This is a genomic window from Neomoorella sulfitireducens, assembly GCF_024733845.1.
Classification (GTDB): Bacteria; Bacillota; DSM-521; order Neomoorellales; family Neomoorellaceae; genus Neomoorella; species Neomoorella sulfitireducens.
Window position 1 is genome coordinate 40,652 of the sequence record NZ_JANRHG010000009.1, and the last position, 14,860, is coordinate 55,511.

The 14,860-nt window shown below is 48.0% G+C and carries 14 protein-coding genes and 1 pseudogene; 1 reads left to right on the plus strand and 14 read right to left on the minus strand.

The window, feature by feature from the left end:
* Window positions 1-39 precede the first annotated feature (39 nt).
* The 5 genes and pseudogenes from NWF31_RS10080 to NWF31_RS10095 form a co-directional block, all read right to left on the minus strand.
* Window positions 40-1,338 (minus strand): MFS transporter, encoded by a 1,299-nt coding sequence (locus NWF31_RS10080; RefSeq protein WP_258360373.1) that lies wholly within the window; start codon window positions 1,336-1,338, stop codon window positions 40-42.
* A 380-nt stretch (window positions 1,339-1,718) separates the two neighbouring features.
* Window positions 1,719-3,581, minus strand: a complete 1,863-nt coding sequence (locus tag NWF31_RS10085) for a CocE/NonD family hydrolase (RefSeq protein WP_258360374.1) — start codon at window positions 3,579-3,581, stop codon at window positions 1,719-1,721.
* Between the two features lie 205 nt (window positions 3,582-3,786).
* Entirely contained in the window at window positions 3,787-3,915 is a 129-nt protein-coding gene (locus tag NWF31_RS10090; RefSeq protein WP_258360375.1) for a hypothetical protein, read from the minus strand.
* Entirely contained in the window at window positions 3,858-4,046 is a 189-nt protein-coding gene (locus tag NWF31_RS15020; protein WP_422880274.1) for a transposase, read from the minus strand. The genes NWF31_RS10090 and NWF31_RS15020 overlap by 58 nt, the downstream gene beginning before the upstream one ends.
* A gap of 49 nt (window positions 4,047-4,095) precedes the next feature.
* Window positions 4,096-4,287: pseudogene (locus NWF31_RS10095) on the minus strand (DDE-type integrase/transposase/recombinase); the annotation flags it as partial.
* A gap of 292 nt (window positions 4,288-4,579) precedes the next feature.
* On the opposite strand from NWF31_RS10095, the gene NWF31_RS10100 reads away from it, so the two are divergent.
* The gene (locus NWF31_RS10100) at window positions 4,580-6,157 is read left to right on the plus strand and encodes a PucR family transcriptional regulator (RefSeq protein ID WP_258360376.1); all 1,578 of its coding nucleotides are present in this window, start codon (window positions 4,580-4,582) and stop codon (window positions 6,155-6,157) included.
* A gap of 712 nt (window positions 6,158-6,869) precedes the next feature.
* Here the strand turns inward: NWF31_RS10100 and NWF31_RS10105 are convergent.
* The 9 genes from NWF31_RS10105 to NWF31_RS10145 form a co-directional block, all read right to left on the minus strand.
* The gene (locus NWF31_RS10105) at window positions 6,870-7,988 is read right to left on the minus strand and encodes a sodium ion-translocating decarboxylase subunit beta (RefSeq protein WP_258360377.1); all 1,119 of its coding nucleotides are present in this window, start codon (window positions 7,986-7,988) and stop codon (window positions 6,870-6,872) included.
* A gap of 25 nt (window positions 7,989-8,013) precedes the next feature.
* The gene (locus tag NWF31_RS10110; protein WP_258360378.1) at window positions 8,014-8,412 is read right to left on the minus strand and encodes a biotin/lipoyl-containing protein; all 399 of its coding nucleotides are present in this window, start codon (window positions 8,410-8,412) and stop codon (window positions 8,014-8,016) included.
* Between the two features lie 5 nt (window positions 8,413-8,417).
* Window positions 8,418-8,804: an OadG family protein gene (locus NWF31_RS10115; protein WP_258360379.1), complete on the minus strand. Its 387-nt coding sequence runs from the start codon at window positions 8,802-8,804 to the stop codon at window positions 8,418-8,420.
* Between the two features lie 146 nt (window positions 8,805-8,950).
* Window positions 8,951-10,501, minus strand: a complete 1,551-nt coding sequence (locus NWF31_RS10120) for an acyl-CoA carboxylase subunit beta (RefSeq protein ID WP_258360380.1) — start codon at window positions 10,499-10,501, stop codon at window positions 8,951-8,953.
* A gap of 12 nt (window positions 10,502-10,513) precedes the next feature.
* On the minus strand, window positions 10,514-10,924 hold the full coding sequence (mce, locus tag NWF31_RS10125; protein WP_258360381.1) for a methylmalonyl-CoA epimerase: 411 nt from the start codon (window positions 10,922-10,924) through the stop codon (window positions 10,514-10,516).
* Window positions 10,925-11,048: 124 nt separating this feature from the next.
* Window positions 11,049-11,993, minus strand: a complete 945-nt coding sequence (meaB, locus tag NWF31_RS10130) for a methylmalonyl Co-A mutase-associated GTPase MeaB (protein ID WP_258360382.1) — start codon at window positions 11,991-11,993, stop codon at window positions 11,049-11,051.
* A gap of 81 nt (window positions 11,994-12,074) precedes the next feature.
* Window positions 12,075-12,479 carry a cobalamin B12-binding domain-containing protein gene (locus NWF31_RS10135; protein ID WP_258360383.1) on the minus strand — a complete coding sequence of 135 codons (405 nt, stop codon included), beginning with the start codon at window positions 12,477-12,479 and terminating at the stop codon, window positions 12,075-12,077.
* A gap of 31 nt (window positions 12,480-12,510) precedes the next feature.
* Window positions 12,511-14,190 (minus strand): acyl-CoA mutase large subunit family protein, encoded by a 1,680-nt coding sequence (locus NWF31_RS10140; RefSeq protein WP_258360384.1) that lies wholly within the window; start codon window positions 14,188-14,190, stop codon window positions 12,511-12,513.
* Between the two features lie 225 nt (window positions 14,191-14,415).
* On the minus strand, window positions 14,416-14,769 hold the full coding sequence (locus NWF31_RS10145) for a DUF3870 domain-containing protein (RefSeq protein WP_258360385.1): 354 nt from the start codon (window positions 14,767-14,769) through the stop codon (window positions 14,416-14,418).
* Window positions 14,770-14,860: the final 91 nt, after the last annotated feature.

A 14,860-nucleotide genomic window follows, 5' to 3' on the forward strand; every position in this document is an offset into this window, starting at 1 on the left:
CCCCTTGTAATGAAAGTTTTGTGCCGGATAGTTGATGTATTAGGCCTCGATGGCGGAGTTATTTACTATTAAATCGAGGTCGGCGGGATCCTGTTTTGGATTAAGATCCATTAAGGCAAACATGATGGCCGCAACAATAGCGAATACACCATAAGCTATATACCCTCCGGTATAAGAACCGGTTAGCGCGAGAGAAGCTGCAAGGACTACATAGCACAGAGAACGGAAAACGCCGGTAATGGTGTAAATTATCGGGAAGGCGATAATGGAGCCCTCACGTCCAAATATCTGTACAGTCATTGACGGTGGATAATTGTTGGATCCGCCTAATGAGAATCCAAGCATGAAAATAAATATTATCAGGCAAGCGCGGTTTGGAATCAAGAAGAAAATAAGCCCGATTGCCACAAAGATGCCATAGAATACTGCGGACTTTTTCGCACCAAATTTCTGATCGAGATAGCCGCAGGTATAACTTCCTACGATACCAAACAGAGATGCGATTGTCATCCACATAAGAGCTTCGGGTTTGGGTATTCCGCGCTGCAATAGAGTAGGTATGAGCTGAGATACAAAGCCAATGGTAATCATTCCATAGAGGCCGTTTGCAATTCCCATAATCCAGGTTTCTTTCTGCTTCAGGACAAGCTTGTTTGTCCAGCCGGTGTTCAGCTTTGTTCCTGTTTTTCTGACTTCCTCAGGATTGTTGTCAGGGTAAGCACCCATCTGCTCGGGGTAGTCTTTAACAAACAGCTTGGTAACTATGGCAAGTACAAAAAACACGCAGCCGAATGCAATGAGGGCGCCCTTTATACCGCCTAATGCATCGGCCAATTTGGTCAGAATAAGTACAATTGTGGCACTGGAAACGTTCAAGCCCATTGTAGCCCATCCAATAGCAATTCCCTTCTTTTTGGGGAACCAGTTTGTGATTATCATATTACCGCCTATCAACTGGATGGTGTTCATGAGACAAACCATCACAATTAAGGCAATTGCATAACCGGTAAGAGTTGTTACGCTGCCCCACCAGATAACCGAAAGTCCTGCAAGAACAAGAACAACTATTTCCGTATTGACCAGGCCCTTCTTCGCTACCATTTTGCCGAAAAACAGGCATACTACCAATGCAATCAATCCGGCAGGGGTGGATAGTGACAGAAGTGTTGCAGGATCCCATCCATACTTTGCGGACTGCATGGGGATGACGGTATTCAATGCGCTGTTGGTAGCTCCCCCATATAAATAGAAAGAAATGAAAGAGTAGATAATGATCCACCATCCCTTGGCCCCAAAGTTGCTTCTGGCGTCATAACTTATTTTGTTAGAATTATTCATTATACTTTTCTCCTTTACTATAGAGTTAGATTAGTCAGCTCCAAGCCAATAGACTTGATCCTTGACAACCACATAGGTATCCCGGGGCAACTCAGATAAATATTCTATCATGAGCTAAAACGCAGCCGGGGAAAGCATTCATGCATAGCTACCGGAGCCGTTGCCAGAAGACTTATTCACCTGATTTAATTTACTCTCTTTAGAAAGATAACCGGTCGTATGACCCCGGATTATCGTTGGTCCCCACCATGCAGTAAAAAATGACCCGGATCCCCATGTGATTGTCAAAGATCTTTTTGCTTTAGTCTATTGACTTTTCATAACACGTCTTATCAAAATTTACCTGTGAGAGAAAATTAACGGCTTAGAGTGTAAATACTTTAACCGGTTATTTTCGGTATAATCGGCACAAGCAGGTGCGATTCTCCAAAATAAATCGTGTGAGTCACCGTCCGCATAAATGGGAGCATATATACACCATTTCTGGCCATTGTACTTAACATGTCATCCTGGTTTCTTATGACCAATTCCATGGAATGACCCTTCAAGAAGACATTCGACGTTGGTAGCAAGGCGATATCATATCTGGTTTTCTCTCCAGGAACAACCGGAACCGGTTCCTGACGGAGATGGACCGGCCTGTATGGAGTTGACTTCTTCTCATCTAGGGCTCTGAATTTCGCTTTCAGGTAGCCGGAACTTATAAGGCGGCGTTTGCCCTGCGGGTCGACGTCGATCACGTCAACCATCCAGTTCGTGTCGTCGATGTCAATTGCGGCATCAAGGTGGAGAGCCAGGTTGCCGGTTACTTCTGTATCCTCAGAGAACGGTTCGGTGATGTATCTCAAGCAATAAACCTTTGGATCCAGATATGGCGCCGGCTGCGTAAACGACTCCGGCTCGCAGTTACCTTCTACGGGCTTAGTACTGAGTCCACCCTGGGGATGCAGGTAGAATTTTGTCCACTTCGTCCTGGCTATGGGCCATTCACTCTCAAACTTCCATTTGTTGATTCCCATGACAAACAGCTTGATTGGCGGCTCATCCATAATGCCGTTGTCTATCCCCTTGACCCAGTAATCGAACCAGCGGATAGCCTCGTCATGGTACCATGTGTATGGACGGGCCGGGAACATGGGTGGATAGAGGATGAGTTTCTTTTTATTATTTGGCAGGCTGGCTTTCATGTATGCTTCGAACGTCCCCCATTCATAGAGACGATTGTTCCAGGCTGCCCCAATATACATTGGAACCTTGATGTTTTGAAGACCTGCGTCCAACGGCACAGGGTGCTTGAGATAAAGCAACTGATCGACGACCATTGGAGCGCTCGCCGGGTATTTAACCTCCGCATAGAACTTCATATTGTATTTTATGTCCGGATCATCGAGGAGTTCCTGGAGTCTACGCTCCAATTCCTCCTTTGAGAACATGCTGAATGCGTTTGGCTGAGCCAGTGACTGCGGTTTGTAAGACGTAGGCGGCAGATGATCATAGGCGTGCTTGCCGATATGGATGTTATACAAAAGAGGATCCCAGATGCCGTGGAAATCCTCGCCGGCAAACGGTTCCGGGGCCTCGTCGGGCCGGATGGCAACAAGGTGGGGGTGCGGTTCCTGCGCTGCTTGCAACTGTGCCCTGGAGTATGAGGATGGGCCCATCATGACGACATTGCCGTCACACCACGGCTGTTTGGCGATCCAATCCACGGTGTCGTAGATGTCTTTCCGGTCATGGAGGGTCGCATCGCCAAGGTTAACGCCTTCAGAATTACCAATGCCTCTCGGTTCGGCTATGATGTGGACATATCCTCTGGGAACAGTATATTTATAGTTGCAGCCCTCCATGCTTCCATCCCAGAAGGGACTGTCTAAATACAACTGTGGTTTGTCATCCATCCACTCTACGATATCTTGACAATCCTTGCCCCACTCTCCCCAGCAAAGGATAGCCGGAAACTTTTCGCCTTCCGCGTCGGGATAGTAGATGTCAATGGCCACGCGCACTCCGTCGCGCATGGGAACCATTACGTTTTTTTTGACCTTCACCTTGTATTTTGGCGCCGACGCTTCTGCTTTGACAATTTGCGGGTAGCCATCAAAATAGACACCCTTCACATTCGTACCGTATGGAACAGGCTGCGGCGAGGGTATATAGCCAGATACAACCACACTCATTGAGTCGGCTGAGTATATACTCACCCGCGATTGTTTACTGCTTGAATCGTGATTATTAAATCCCATTTTATCATCCTCCTATTATTAAATAGTTGCAGCGTGTGGTGCTTCCCTTTGTCAAGACATTTTTGAAAAATTAATCTATATCCCCCCTTCTATTTATTTTAAACTCCTTATTTTCATTAATAATTAAAGCTATTGAATAGTGATTTCACTCCACCATACACGTCTTTCGACGGCGCTGGTTGAGTTCAGCGGATTTGTTTTTCAACTAATTGACCTCTATGGTCAACTGGCCGATTTGCCTGATCAGTTCCTCCTTCTCGGCTTCATACTGCTTTCTCATCTTTTCCAGTTCGCGCGGGTGAAGATGGAAGGTAGGTTCTCTATGGCCTTCCACCGATGTAGCTGGGTGGGGTGGACTTCGTATTGGGCAGCGATCTCGGCTACTGTCTTCTCCCCACTGAGCATTTCCAACACGATGTTTGCTTTTTGTTCGGCTGTAAATTTTTTTCTTTTCCATGACACCATTATAGTTTAATTTTTTTGTTTTTGTGTCTTAACCTTTGGTTCCATTATAGTCGGTTGCCCGGCCTTTGCCGTCCATACTGATTTGTATCCCGTTTCTTTTCAAAAGCTCAATGTATTCGCTACAGGTAAAGTGGCTGCCCTGGTCGCTGTTAATGATTTCTGGCTTCCTCACTGCCAGCGCTTTCTTAAGCGCTGGCATTACAAATGACCGCTCCAGTGTTTGGGATAATTCCCAGCTCACTGGCAACAATGGTTTAACAAGATTGGTAAAGTCGTTAGAGATTAATCCGGAGTACAGTCCGGTAAATAACATTTCCCCTTATGTGATGCAAAAGTGGACTTTTTCAGGGGGAACTAACTAAACTTTTTTATATGATACCATAGTTATTGCATGTAACTTTAAATTTTGCTATAGTTAGTTTAACATGAATAATAATAAATTACATCCGATGGCAGTATGAATATACCATAGAATGCAAGGCTAAAAATTATACATTTGTCTAGTTATATGCATTTCTACAGGAGGATTATAAATGGTTATATTATATCAGATATTAGACTACGTCTCCTCCAAGTTGAACTCGACTATAACCGGCAATGCAAAAAGATGCCAGCCTATATACCGTGTAAAGTGCTGGAACGGTGAGGATACCGACGACAATGGCACACTGTATTTGGCTTACAGTGAACAGATGCCATTGGTACATCAGAAAAATTCGCCATTTCTTTTTGTCGGCTGCCTTTCCAACAAGCATACAGATGGCACATTCTGCCTTTGTGCGGACATCCAACTTGATGAGTTGAAATTAATGATAGAGGATTTTATGAATTTAAATACAGATCTTGCAGAATACCAACGACAATTATTCTCACTTTTATATTTTGGCGGAGAAATCAAGACTTTCTTGCTGCTTGCCGGCGAAAAGCTTTCAAATCCAATCTTAGTATTGGATGCCAGCTACAGGGTTATCAGTACCACCCCTAATATAGATTTCGCCTCAAACTCTATTTTAACCGAGGATTATGAACAGCTACATCCGGAAGTGTTGAAGTTTATGCACCAGTGTCATTTGCTGGAGACAATTTACTCCTCCACAAAGGCCTTTATTTTTCCTGTGCCGGATAGTACTGCCCGCTGGATTTTATGCCCGATAAAGATCTATGCGACATCAGTAGGGTTTGTTTGGGTACTGGAACAGCATAGAAGATTCGAAGAAGGTGATTTGGAAGTAGTAGAAATCCTGGCTCAGGCAATATCCATTGAGATGCAGAAAGACCAATTTTTCAAAGGCAAGACTGGATTGAAATATGAATCTTTTATAGCAGATCTTTTGGAAAACCGCATAAATAGCCGGGAGGTTTTGGATAAACGTTTAGCGCAGCTTAACAGAAATTTTCATAAATATTTTCGCATTATGGTTCTTTATCTGGATGACACACAAATAAACAATATCACTCAAATCATGCAAATCCTCAGGGACATGCTTTCAAACAGCATGATTATATATCACAAAGATGCCATTGTCCTGCTCTTCGAAGAAAAAGACGCCTATGTCGACCCTCAATTGCAAGCCCGTACACGCGAGTTTCTAAAGCCAAGCCGTTTCTACGGAGGTGTAAGCAACTGCTTCACAGATTTGCTGTCAACTCATATTTATTATAAGCAAGCTATGGCTTTAGCAAATTATGCAAAGCTTGCCAGAACAGAAGAAAACATACTTCTTTTTGATGATGTTGTAATACCGTTCCTGTTCGCAGATAAAAGTGCGTCAGAATTGGAAAGCTTTGTTTGTCCGCCGATCAAGCTGCTTTCCCAGTATGATAAAAAGCATAATACGGAATACCTGCTCACATTAAAGACATATTTTGATAACAACCGTTCGGTAAAAGAGTCTATAGAAGCATTGCATATACATCGCAGCACATTCTTTTACCGGTTAGGCAAAATTGAAGAAATAATCAACCATTCCCTTAGCGACGGAAAGCTGCTGTTCTCAATGGAATACTCTTTTTATATATTAGATTGCATTAATCAAAAAAACAGATTTAATGATTCCGGTGCAAAAACCCCTCAAAAACCTCACAATAAAAAGATAAAACAGCAGGAATAATTACTATCACGGCGAATCATAAAGATATAGCGAGAGATACAAAGAAACAGCAACCACATTAAGTTTCAAAGGGATAGGCTGTGTTTAGAGAGAATAAATCACATTTACAAACCGAGTATCCAGCAGCTTAAAAAATGGTTTCAGATTAAAGCCAGGAAGGCCAGGGAAATATCTGCTAAACTTAAAATTCCTTCAGAAGGGGTTAGTGTCCCTATTTGATGGAAATTCCAGGAAAACGGGATTAAATCACCTTCTGAAGTGCGTTGCTAATGTAACTTTATTACCTATAAATTACCATTTTCTGTTGTCAAAGAGCTTTTCCTGCGTGATTGGAGTTGCTTATCTTGATGTTTTTGCACCGGAATCGTTTAATGTTTAAGAAAAAAGACATACAACCGTCGCATTCACCAATCACTGGAATATAAGACGCCTGCTGAAGTATATTATTATGCAAATGACAACGCAAAATGTATAACCATATTATAGCAAATATGGTAAGTCCAAAGGATGTAAAACCTCAGCCAATTACCTTATATCACCATATAAACTTAATTATTCCACGCTTTAAAATTTCTTATTTCGTGTCTTGACATCGGGGTCCACCTTAGCTGGTTACGGCTACAGTTTACTCGTTTTAGGATATTGTTCTGGTTATTTTCTTCCCTCAGAAATTCTGCGCTTCAAGATTTTCAATCTTCTTCCAGGGTCATTTCTATTTTAACAAAGCCAGCATTACACCGGCAGCGGTCGCTGTACCTATGACACCGGCAACATTGGGCCCCATGGCGTGCATTAGCAAAAAGTTGGCTGGGTTTTCCTTCTGACCCATCCTCTGGACCACTCTTGCTGCCATTGGTACCGCCGAAACACCGGCCGCCCCGATCATAGGGTTTATTTTACCGCCGCTAAGTGCACACATCACCTTGCCCAGGAGTACCCCGCTGACGGCCCCAAAGAAAAAGGCTACCGCACCCAGGATAATAATCTCAATAGTCTTTACGGTCAGGAAGCTAGCCGCATCCATCGTAGCACCCACGGAAAGGGCCAGTAAAATGGTAACAATATTTATTAATTCGTTGGCCGCCGTCTTGGAAAGCCGCTCCACCACCCCGCACTCGCGCATTAAATTCCCCAGCATCAGCATGCCCATGAGGGGGGCAATGGGGGGGAGAATCAGGGATATTATTACCGTACAGATTATTGGGAAGAGGACCTTTTCCAGTTTAGAAACCGGACGGAGTTGCTCCATAACAATCTGCCGCTCTTTTTTAGTAGTAAGGAGACGGATGGCAGGGGGTAAAATAATCGGTACCAGGGACATGTAGGTATAGGCTGCAACCGCAATAGCTCCCAGAAGGTGGGGAGCCATCTTCATAGTCAGGTAAATGGCCGTAGGGCCATCGGCACCACCAATAATACCGATGGAAGCTGCTTCTTTGATGCTAAAACCCAGTAGCTCGGCACCATAGAGGGCTACGAAGACACCGACCTGGGCTGCAGCTCCCAGTAGTATGGTTATTGGATTGGCCAGCAGGGGGCCGAAATCCGTCATCGCACCGACTCCAAGGAAGATCAAGGGTGGAAAGATTTCTTTTTCCACGCCCCAGAAAAAGTAACGCAGCAAACCGCCTTCGGCCATGATGCCCGTTGCCGGCAGGTTGGCCAGGATGGCCCCGAAACCGATAGGTAATAAAAGCAATGGTTCAAACCCTTTTTTAATAGCCAGGTACAGGAGTACACAGCCTACAATAATCATAATAATATTACCGGCGGTCAGTTGGACAATACCGGTTGTGTTCAGGAGTTCATACAGGTATTCTGTAATACCCATCGTCAACCCTCTCTTCTTAACGTCGTTATTCCAGAGCCACCAGCGGTTCACCCGTATTTACCGACTGACCGGCGGCTATATAAATTCTCTTTACCACTCCGTCCCTTGGGGCGACAATTTCATTTTCCATTTTCATGGCTTCCAGGAGCAGTAATAGCTGCCCGGCACTGACCCTTTCGCCCTCTTTAACTTTCACGCTTAAAATGCTGCCCGGCATGGGCGCATTGACATTCCCCGGGGCGCCATTACCAGATGGTACAGGGTGTGGGGGGACAACTGCCGGCTTTGGTGAACCGTCCATGGACGGGGCAACCGCCTGTACCAGGTTCGGCTCCGCTTTAACCTGTCCGGCAAGGTTTTCTTTTATTTCTTCTACTTCTACTTCAAAAACCTGACTTTCTACTTTTACTCGAAAGCGCTTCAATTTGATTACCTCCTGTGACGTTGTATTTCGCCAGATGAAATATTCTCCATACGGGCAGCCTGCACCCAGAGGCTCAGGGAAGTCATCTTCCTTATACTGACAATACGGTATGGGGCTCCTTCCAAATATGCTGCTACGGCAGCACAGGCTGCTGCTACTTTGAGAGGGGTATCTCCTGCCATTGCAGGCTTGACATCTCTTGCACCCCCAGGCACCTTTATGCCAGGGTTTACACTCCCAAGGGCCTCAGTTTTTTTTTCTGCTTTAGTACCATCCCTTTTATAGTTCAAGACTTTAATTACCTGGATAACCCCCGCCAGTAAAAACAGGACCGCAAAGACGATGGTCATGTCTATTATAGTTAACATCAAAGCACCGATCTGGTTTTCCAAGATTTATTTCACCCCCATCGATAAAAAATAGTAATCCTCTTTTCCCCCGATTTCTCCAAACATCTTCTTTCAGGGTTCAATTTTTTCCTTCAGGTGGTTATAAGCTTTTCCTGACATAAATCTATCATGTAATTAATTCCGGCCTCTTATAAGGGAATATTTCCGTGTTTTTTAGCCGGCCGGTTTTCGCGTTTGGTGCTCAAGAGCTCCAGGGCTTGTACCAGCTGGGGACGAGTCTGGCGCGGGTCGATGACGGCGTCGATATAGCCGCGTTGGGCGGCGACGTAGGGGTTGGCAAAAAGGCGCCGGTATTCGGCGATCTTTTCTGCCCGCGTTGCTCTTGGATCGGCGGCCGTCTCGATTTCTTTGCGGAAGATAATATTGGCTGCCCCGTCCGGTCCCATGACAGCGATCTCCGCTCCCGGCCAGGCGAATACCTGGTCGGCTCCTAGATCACGGCTGCACATGGCGAGATACGCCCCGCCGTAAGCTTTGCGCACAATCACTGTTAGTTTCGGTACCGTGGCTTCTGAGTAGGCGTGCAGCATCTTGGCCCCGTGGCGGATAATGCCGCCGTATTCCTGGTTGGTACCGGGTAAAAAACCGGGTACGTCGACAAAGTTAACAATAGGAATGTTGAAGGCGTCGCAAAACCGGATAAAACGCGCCGCTTTGTCGGAGCAGTTGATATCCAGGCACCCGGCCATGACAGCCGGCTGGTTGGCAATAATACCTACTACCCGGCCATTCAGGCGGGCCAGAGCGGTAATAATATTAGGCGCGTACAGGGCTTGCACTTCGAAGACCGTACCCCGGTCCATGACCAGGTTGATGACGTCAAGCATGTTGAAAGCTTTGTTAGAGTTGTCCGGTATGATATAGAGCAGCCCCTCTTCCGCACGCCCCGGGTCGTCACCGCTGTCTATGACCGGCGGGTCGTCCATATTGTTGCCGGGTAAATAGCTTAACAGTATGCGTATGAGCTGCAGGCAGTGTTCTTCGTTGTCGGCGGCAAAGTGGGCGACACCGCTCGTTTGGTTGTGGGCCAGAGCCCCGCCCAGTTGCTGGCCGCTCACTTCTTCCCCTGTCACCGCTTTAATAACCTGGGGGCCGGTGATGAACATCTCACTGGTGTCTTTTACCATGAAGATGAAGTCCATCAGCGCCGGGGAATAAACCGCCCCGCCGGCACATGGCCCCATGATGACGGCAATCTGGGGGATAACCCCGGAAGCCATGGTGTTGCGGTAGAATATCTGCCCGTACCCGCTTAAGGCGTCAACCCCTTCCTGGATGCGTGCCCCGCCGGAGTCGTTGATGCCGATGATGGGCATCCCTACTTTTAAGGCCAGATCCTGGATTTTACAGATCTTTTTGGCGTGCATCTCGCCCAAGGACCCGCCCAGCACTGTAAAGTCCTGGGCAAAGACGGCAACCGGCCGGCCATCGATAGTGCCGTAGCCAGTAACGACCCCCTCACCGGGAGCTTCCGTTTTATCCATGCCAAAGTTAACGCAGCGGTGGGTAACAAAAGCGTCGATCTCATTAAAGCTCCCTGGATCCAGCAAGGCTTCAATCCTTTCCCGCGCCGTCTTCTTGCCCTGCTCATGCTGTTTGGCAATCCGTTTGTCGCCGCCACCGGCGCGAATCTTCTCCAGTCCTTCCTCAAGACGCTGCAATTGTTCTTCTATGGCCATCTTTACCTTCCCTCACTTTGTCTGGCGTTCGGCTAGCTCCAGCAATACCCCATCCGTGTCTTTGGGATGGACAAAAGCGATCTTGGCCCCCCCGGCACCATAGCGGGGCTTTTCGTCGATCAGGCGAATACCTTTCTCTTTCAGCTCTGCCAGGGCAGCTTCGATGTTATCTACCTGCAGGGCTATATGCTGGATACCCTGGCCGCGGCTGGCGATAAATTTGGCTATGGGGCCTTCGGGATCAGTGGACTCCAATAGCTCCAGCTCGCTATCCCCTACCGGCAGGAAGGCTACCTTTACCTTTTGCTCTGCTACCTCTTCCGTTCCCTGACATTTGATCCCCAGTATTTCTTCATAGAAAAGCAGGGTTTCTGCCAGGTTGTTGACGGCAATACCAATGTGATCTACCCGCTGTACTTTCATTAGCTTCTACCTCCTCCAGAAATATGTTTTTCACAAATGTATACTATTTTTCATTTGTTCGCCGGTGGAAAGCTAGCCTTTTTTGGATAGCATTAGATCTAAAGGCTGATTACAACCTGCTCCATTACTCCTGTTTCGAGCATAGCATGCTTTGCAGCATTTTCTCGGCCGCCGTCCAGGGATCCAGCTCACGGGCGTAGACCCTGGATAATACTGCTCCTGTCTGGATACCATTATTTAAACGGTCCAGGATCATCCGCTCAACCCGGCGCATGACCTCTTCTTTCATCCGTGCCTGCCGCAAACCGGCCAGTAAACCCGCCTGCTCCAGGAACCGGCGATGGGCCAGAATGGCCTTAAGAACCTCCTCCACCCCCGTGCCCTGCCAGGCAATAGTCTTGATGACCGGTGGCTGCCAGCCCGCATCTCTGCTGCCCAATTCCAGGGTAGCCTGGAGAAAGCGCACTACCTGGTCGGCATCACCCCGGTCGGCCTTGTTGACGACAAAGATATTACCGATTTCCATAATGCCCGCCTTGGCCGCCTGTATATCATCTCCCAGCCCGGGGACTGTCACCATAATGACGGTATCAGCTACAGTAGCTACATCTACCTGGGACTGGCCGGTGCCTACCGTTTCGGCAATTAAGTAGTCGCAGCCAAAGGCATCCAGCACCGTGAGGGCATCCCGGGCCGCCCAGGAGAGGCCTCCCAGGTCGCCACGGGTACCCATGCTGCGGATAAAAACTCCCGGGTCCAGGGCCAGGTCGCCCATGCGCACCCGGTCGCCCAGCAGGGCACCACCGGTGAAGGGGCTAGTGGGATCCACAGCCACCACTCCAACCCGGTAGTTCTGCTGCCGCATCAGTTTGACCAGTGAATTGGTGAGGGTGCTCTTGCCGCTACCCGCCGGCCCGGTCATGCCTACGATATAAGCCCGGCCGCCTTTTGGGTATAACTTTCTTAAAATCTCTCTTCCGGCAGGGGTATCATTTTCTACCATGGTAATAATCCTGGCTGCTGCCAGCTTGCTGCCCTGGTAGAACTCCCGGAGCAGTTGTTCCAGCACTGCTGATCCCATCCTTTTTTCTATTACTTTGTTTTACGGCACGGATGGTAAAAATCTAATCTTTAAACCTGACTGGTAAACCTAATCGGCCTGGCCCACATCCACATTGGCCTTTATAAAGTCGATAATTTCTTTAAGTGAGGTTCCCGGTCCAAAAACGGCGGTGATACCGGCCTCTTTTAAAGCCGGTATGTCTTCCTCCGGGATAATACCCCCACCGACAATAAGAACTTTATCCCCCATCTGTTTCTTCACCAGTTTAGCTACCCGCGGGAAAAGGTGCTCATGAGCACCGGAAAGGCTGCTCAAACCTACCACATCCACGTCCTCCTGGATGGCAGCAGCAACAACCTGTTCCGGCGTCTGGCGGATGCCGGTATATACGACTTCCATGCCGGCATCGCGGAAGGCGCGGGCAATAACTTTGGCTCCCCGGTCATGGCCGTCGAGACCAACTTTGGCTACCAGAACACGGATCTTGCGCATTATATAACCCTCCTTCTATTACCTCACTATACTAGACAATCTCTACGGGCCGGTATTCGCCAAAAACATCCCGCAGGACATCACATATCTCACCCAGGGTGGCATAAGTCTTGACGGCCTGGTAGATAACCGGCATAAGGTTATCTTCCGATACGGCTACCTGCCGTAGTTTGGCTAAGCTCTCCTGCACTGCCCTATTATCCCGCTGTGCCCGTAGCTCCTTTAAGCGCTGTATCTGGGCTTCGCCCACCGCAGGGTCAACACGTAAAATCTTCGGCTGGGATTTTTCTTGTATCTGGAATTTGTTAACGCCGACTACTATCCGTCTGCCCGATTCAATATCCTTCTGGTAGCGGTAGGAACTGTCCTGGATCTCCTTCTGGAGGTAACCCTGTTCTATAGCCTTGACCGAACCGCCCAGGTCATCGATCTTCTTGATATAGTCGGCGGCTTCTTTCTCCAAACGGTTGGTCATGGCCTCAATGTAGTAAGAACCCGCCAGTGGATCGATGGTTTCGGCCACTCCACTTTCGTAAGCTATGACCTGCTGGGTACGCAGGGCGATGCGTACTGCTTCTTCCGTGGGCAGGGCAAGGGCTTCGTCGAAGGAATTGGTGTGCAGGGACTGAGTACCGCCCAGGACAGCCGCCAGGGCCTGCAGTGCGACGCGGATGATGTTGTTCAGGGGCTGTTGCGCCGTTAAAGTGCAGCCGGCGGTTTGGGTATGGAAGCGCAGCATCATGGAACGAGGGTCCCTGGCGCCAAAGCGCTCTTTCATAATCTTCGCCCACAGGCGCCGTGCGGCCCGGAATTTAGCGATTTCCTCCAGGAAGTCGTTATGGCAGGCAAAGAAAAAGGCCAACCGCGGGGCAAAATTATCGACCTGCAAGCCAGCTTTGAGGCCAGCATCTACGTAGGCGATGCCGTCGGCCAGCGTAAAGGCGATTTCCTGCGCTGCCGTCGCCCCGGCTTCGCGCATGTGATAACCGCTAATACTGATGGTGTTCCATTCCGGCAGCTCTCTTGAACAGAAGGCAAATATATCCGTTACCAGCCGCATGGAAGGTCCAGGTGGGAAAATATAGGTGCCGCGCGCCGCATACTCTTTTAAAATGTCATTCTGGATAGTCCCCCGCAGGTCTTTCCAGGCTACGCCCTGTTTCTCGGCCACGGCCATGTACATGCAGAGGAGTACGGCCGCCGTGGCGTTGATGGTCATGGAGGTGCTGACTTTATCCAGCGGGATGCCGTCAAAAAGAACCTCCATATCGGCCAGGGAGGATATAGCTACTCCTACCTTGCCGACTTCACCTTCCGCCATTGGATGGTCGGAGTCATAGCCGATCTGTGTCGGCAGGTCGAAGGCCACGCTCAGACCTGTCTGGCCCTGGGACAACAGGTACTTGTACCGCTGGTTGGATTCTACGGCCGTACCAAAGCCGGCATACTGGCGCATAGTCCACAAACGGCCGCGATACATGGTGGGCTGGACGCCACGGGTGAAGGGGTATTCCCCGGGGAATCCAATATCTTCTAGGTAATCTAGATAGCGGATATCTGCCGGTGTGTATAAACGTTCCACCGGATATCCGGATACAGTCATAAAGTCGGGATGGCGTTCTGGTTGCTTACTGAGGGTTTTCTGTAGCTTTTCCCTTTCCCATTTTTCCTTGGCTACAGAGATAGCCTGCATGGCTTCTTCTTTTAACATGGGTAAAACCTCCTTCTTGCTTTTTCCGGCATTAGTTGCCGTATATTGTGTAAGATATACAGGCGTTTTTAACGTAGACGATAAAACTATGGCATTAAGACCTTAAATAAAAAGACCTGGCCCCCGGATATCAGGTGGTACGCCAGGTCTTACCAGCTTTCTAGGGTGCGGTTTTCACCCTCTGCAGGTAAAATGGCCACTTAATTAAATTGTTTTTATCGACATCTATCTATTTTTATTAGCTAGGCTTTGCTGGTAGGTCACATGCTTTTCATAAATAATCTTAAAAGCAGTAATTAGTGCTTTCCGCGCACTTCCAAAATAGTATCTTTCCACTCGCTCTATAAGCCCTTCAATACCTTCATTCAATGTGTAACCCATCACCAGTTCCCTAACAAAGCGTCGCGCTAAATCAGTCGCAAGAGTACAATCAAAATCGACGATTTCCCCGGTCTGTGTTGCTACCTCTACTCCAACAACTATATCGTCATAAAGTTTATGAGCAGTAATAGTGGTAGGCAATTTAGCATACGCGGTGAAAAAAATTTTTTCTCCAGGCTCTTTGCCCCCCGCTCCCAAACTACAATCCTCCTGCCTCTTTGTTTCATTCATCACGTTTACACTTTTTATACTAGCACTTTTGTAAACTAGCGTCAAGAGCTTCTCATCT

Excerpts from the sequence above, each read along its gene's own strand:
- NWF31_RS15020 (WP_422880274.1), bottom strand. The coding sequence starts at position 4,046 with ATGGTGTCATGGAAAAGAAAAAAATTTACAGCCGAACAAAAAGCAAAC.
- NWF31_RS10100 (WP_258360376.1), top strand. The coding sequence starts at position 4,580 with ATGGTTATATTATATCAGATATTAGACTACGTCTCCTCCAAGTTGAAC.
- NWF31_RS10120 (WP_258360380.1), bottom strand. The coding sequence starts at position 10,501 with ATGGCCATAGAAGAACAATTGCAGCGTCTTGAGGAAGGACTGGAGAAG.
- NWF31_RS10105 (WP_258360377.1), bottom strand. The coding sequence starts at position 7,988 with ATGGGTATTACAGAATACCTGTATGAACTCCTGAACACAACCGGTATT.
- NWF31_RS10085 (WP_258360374.1), bottom strand. The coding sequence starts at position 3,581 with ATGGGATTTAATAATCACGATTCAAGCAGTAAACAATCGCGGGTGAGT.
- NWF31_RS10140 (WP_258360384.1), bottom strand. The coding sequence starts at position 14,190 with ATGTTAAAAGAAGAAGCCATGCAGGCTATCTCTGTAGCCAAGGAAAAA.
- mce (WP_258360381.1), bottom strand. The coding sequence starts at position 10,924 with ATGAAAGTACAGCGGGTAGATCACATTGGTATTGCCGTCAACAACCTG.
- NWF31_RS10135 (WP_258360383.1), bottom strand. The coding sequence starts at position 12,479 with ATGCGCAAGATCCGTGTTCTGGTAGCCAAAGTTGGTCTCGACGGCCAT.
- NWF31_RS10080 (WP_258360373.1), bottom strand. The coding sequence starts at position 1,338 with ATGAATAATTCTAACAAAATAAGTTATGACGCCAGAAGCAACTTTGGG.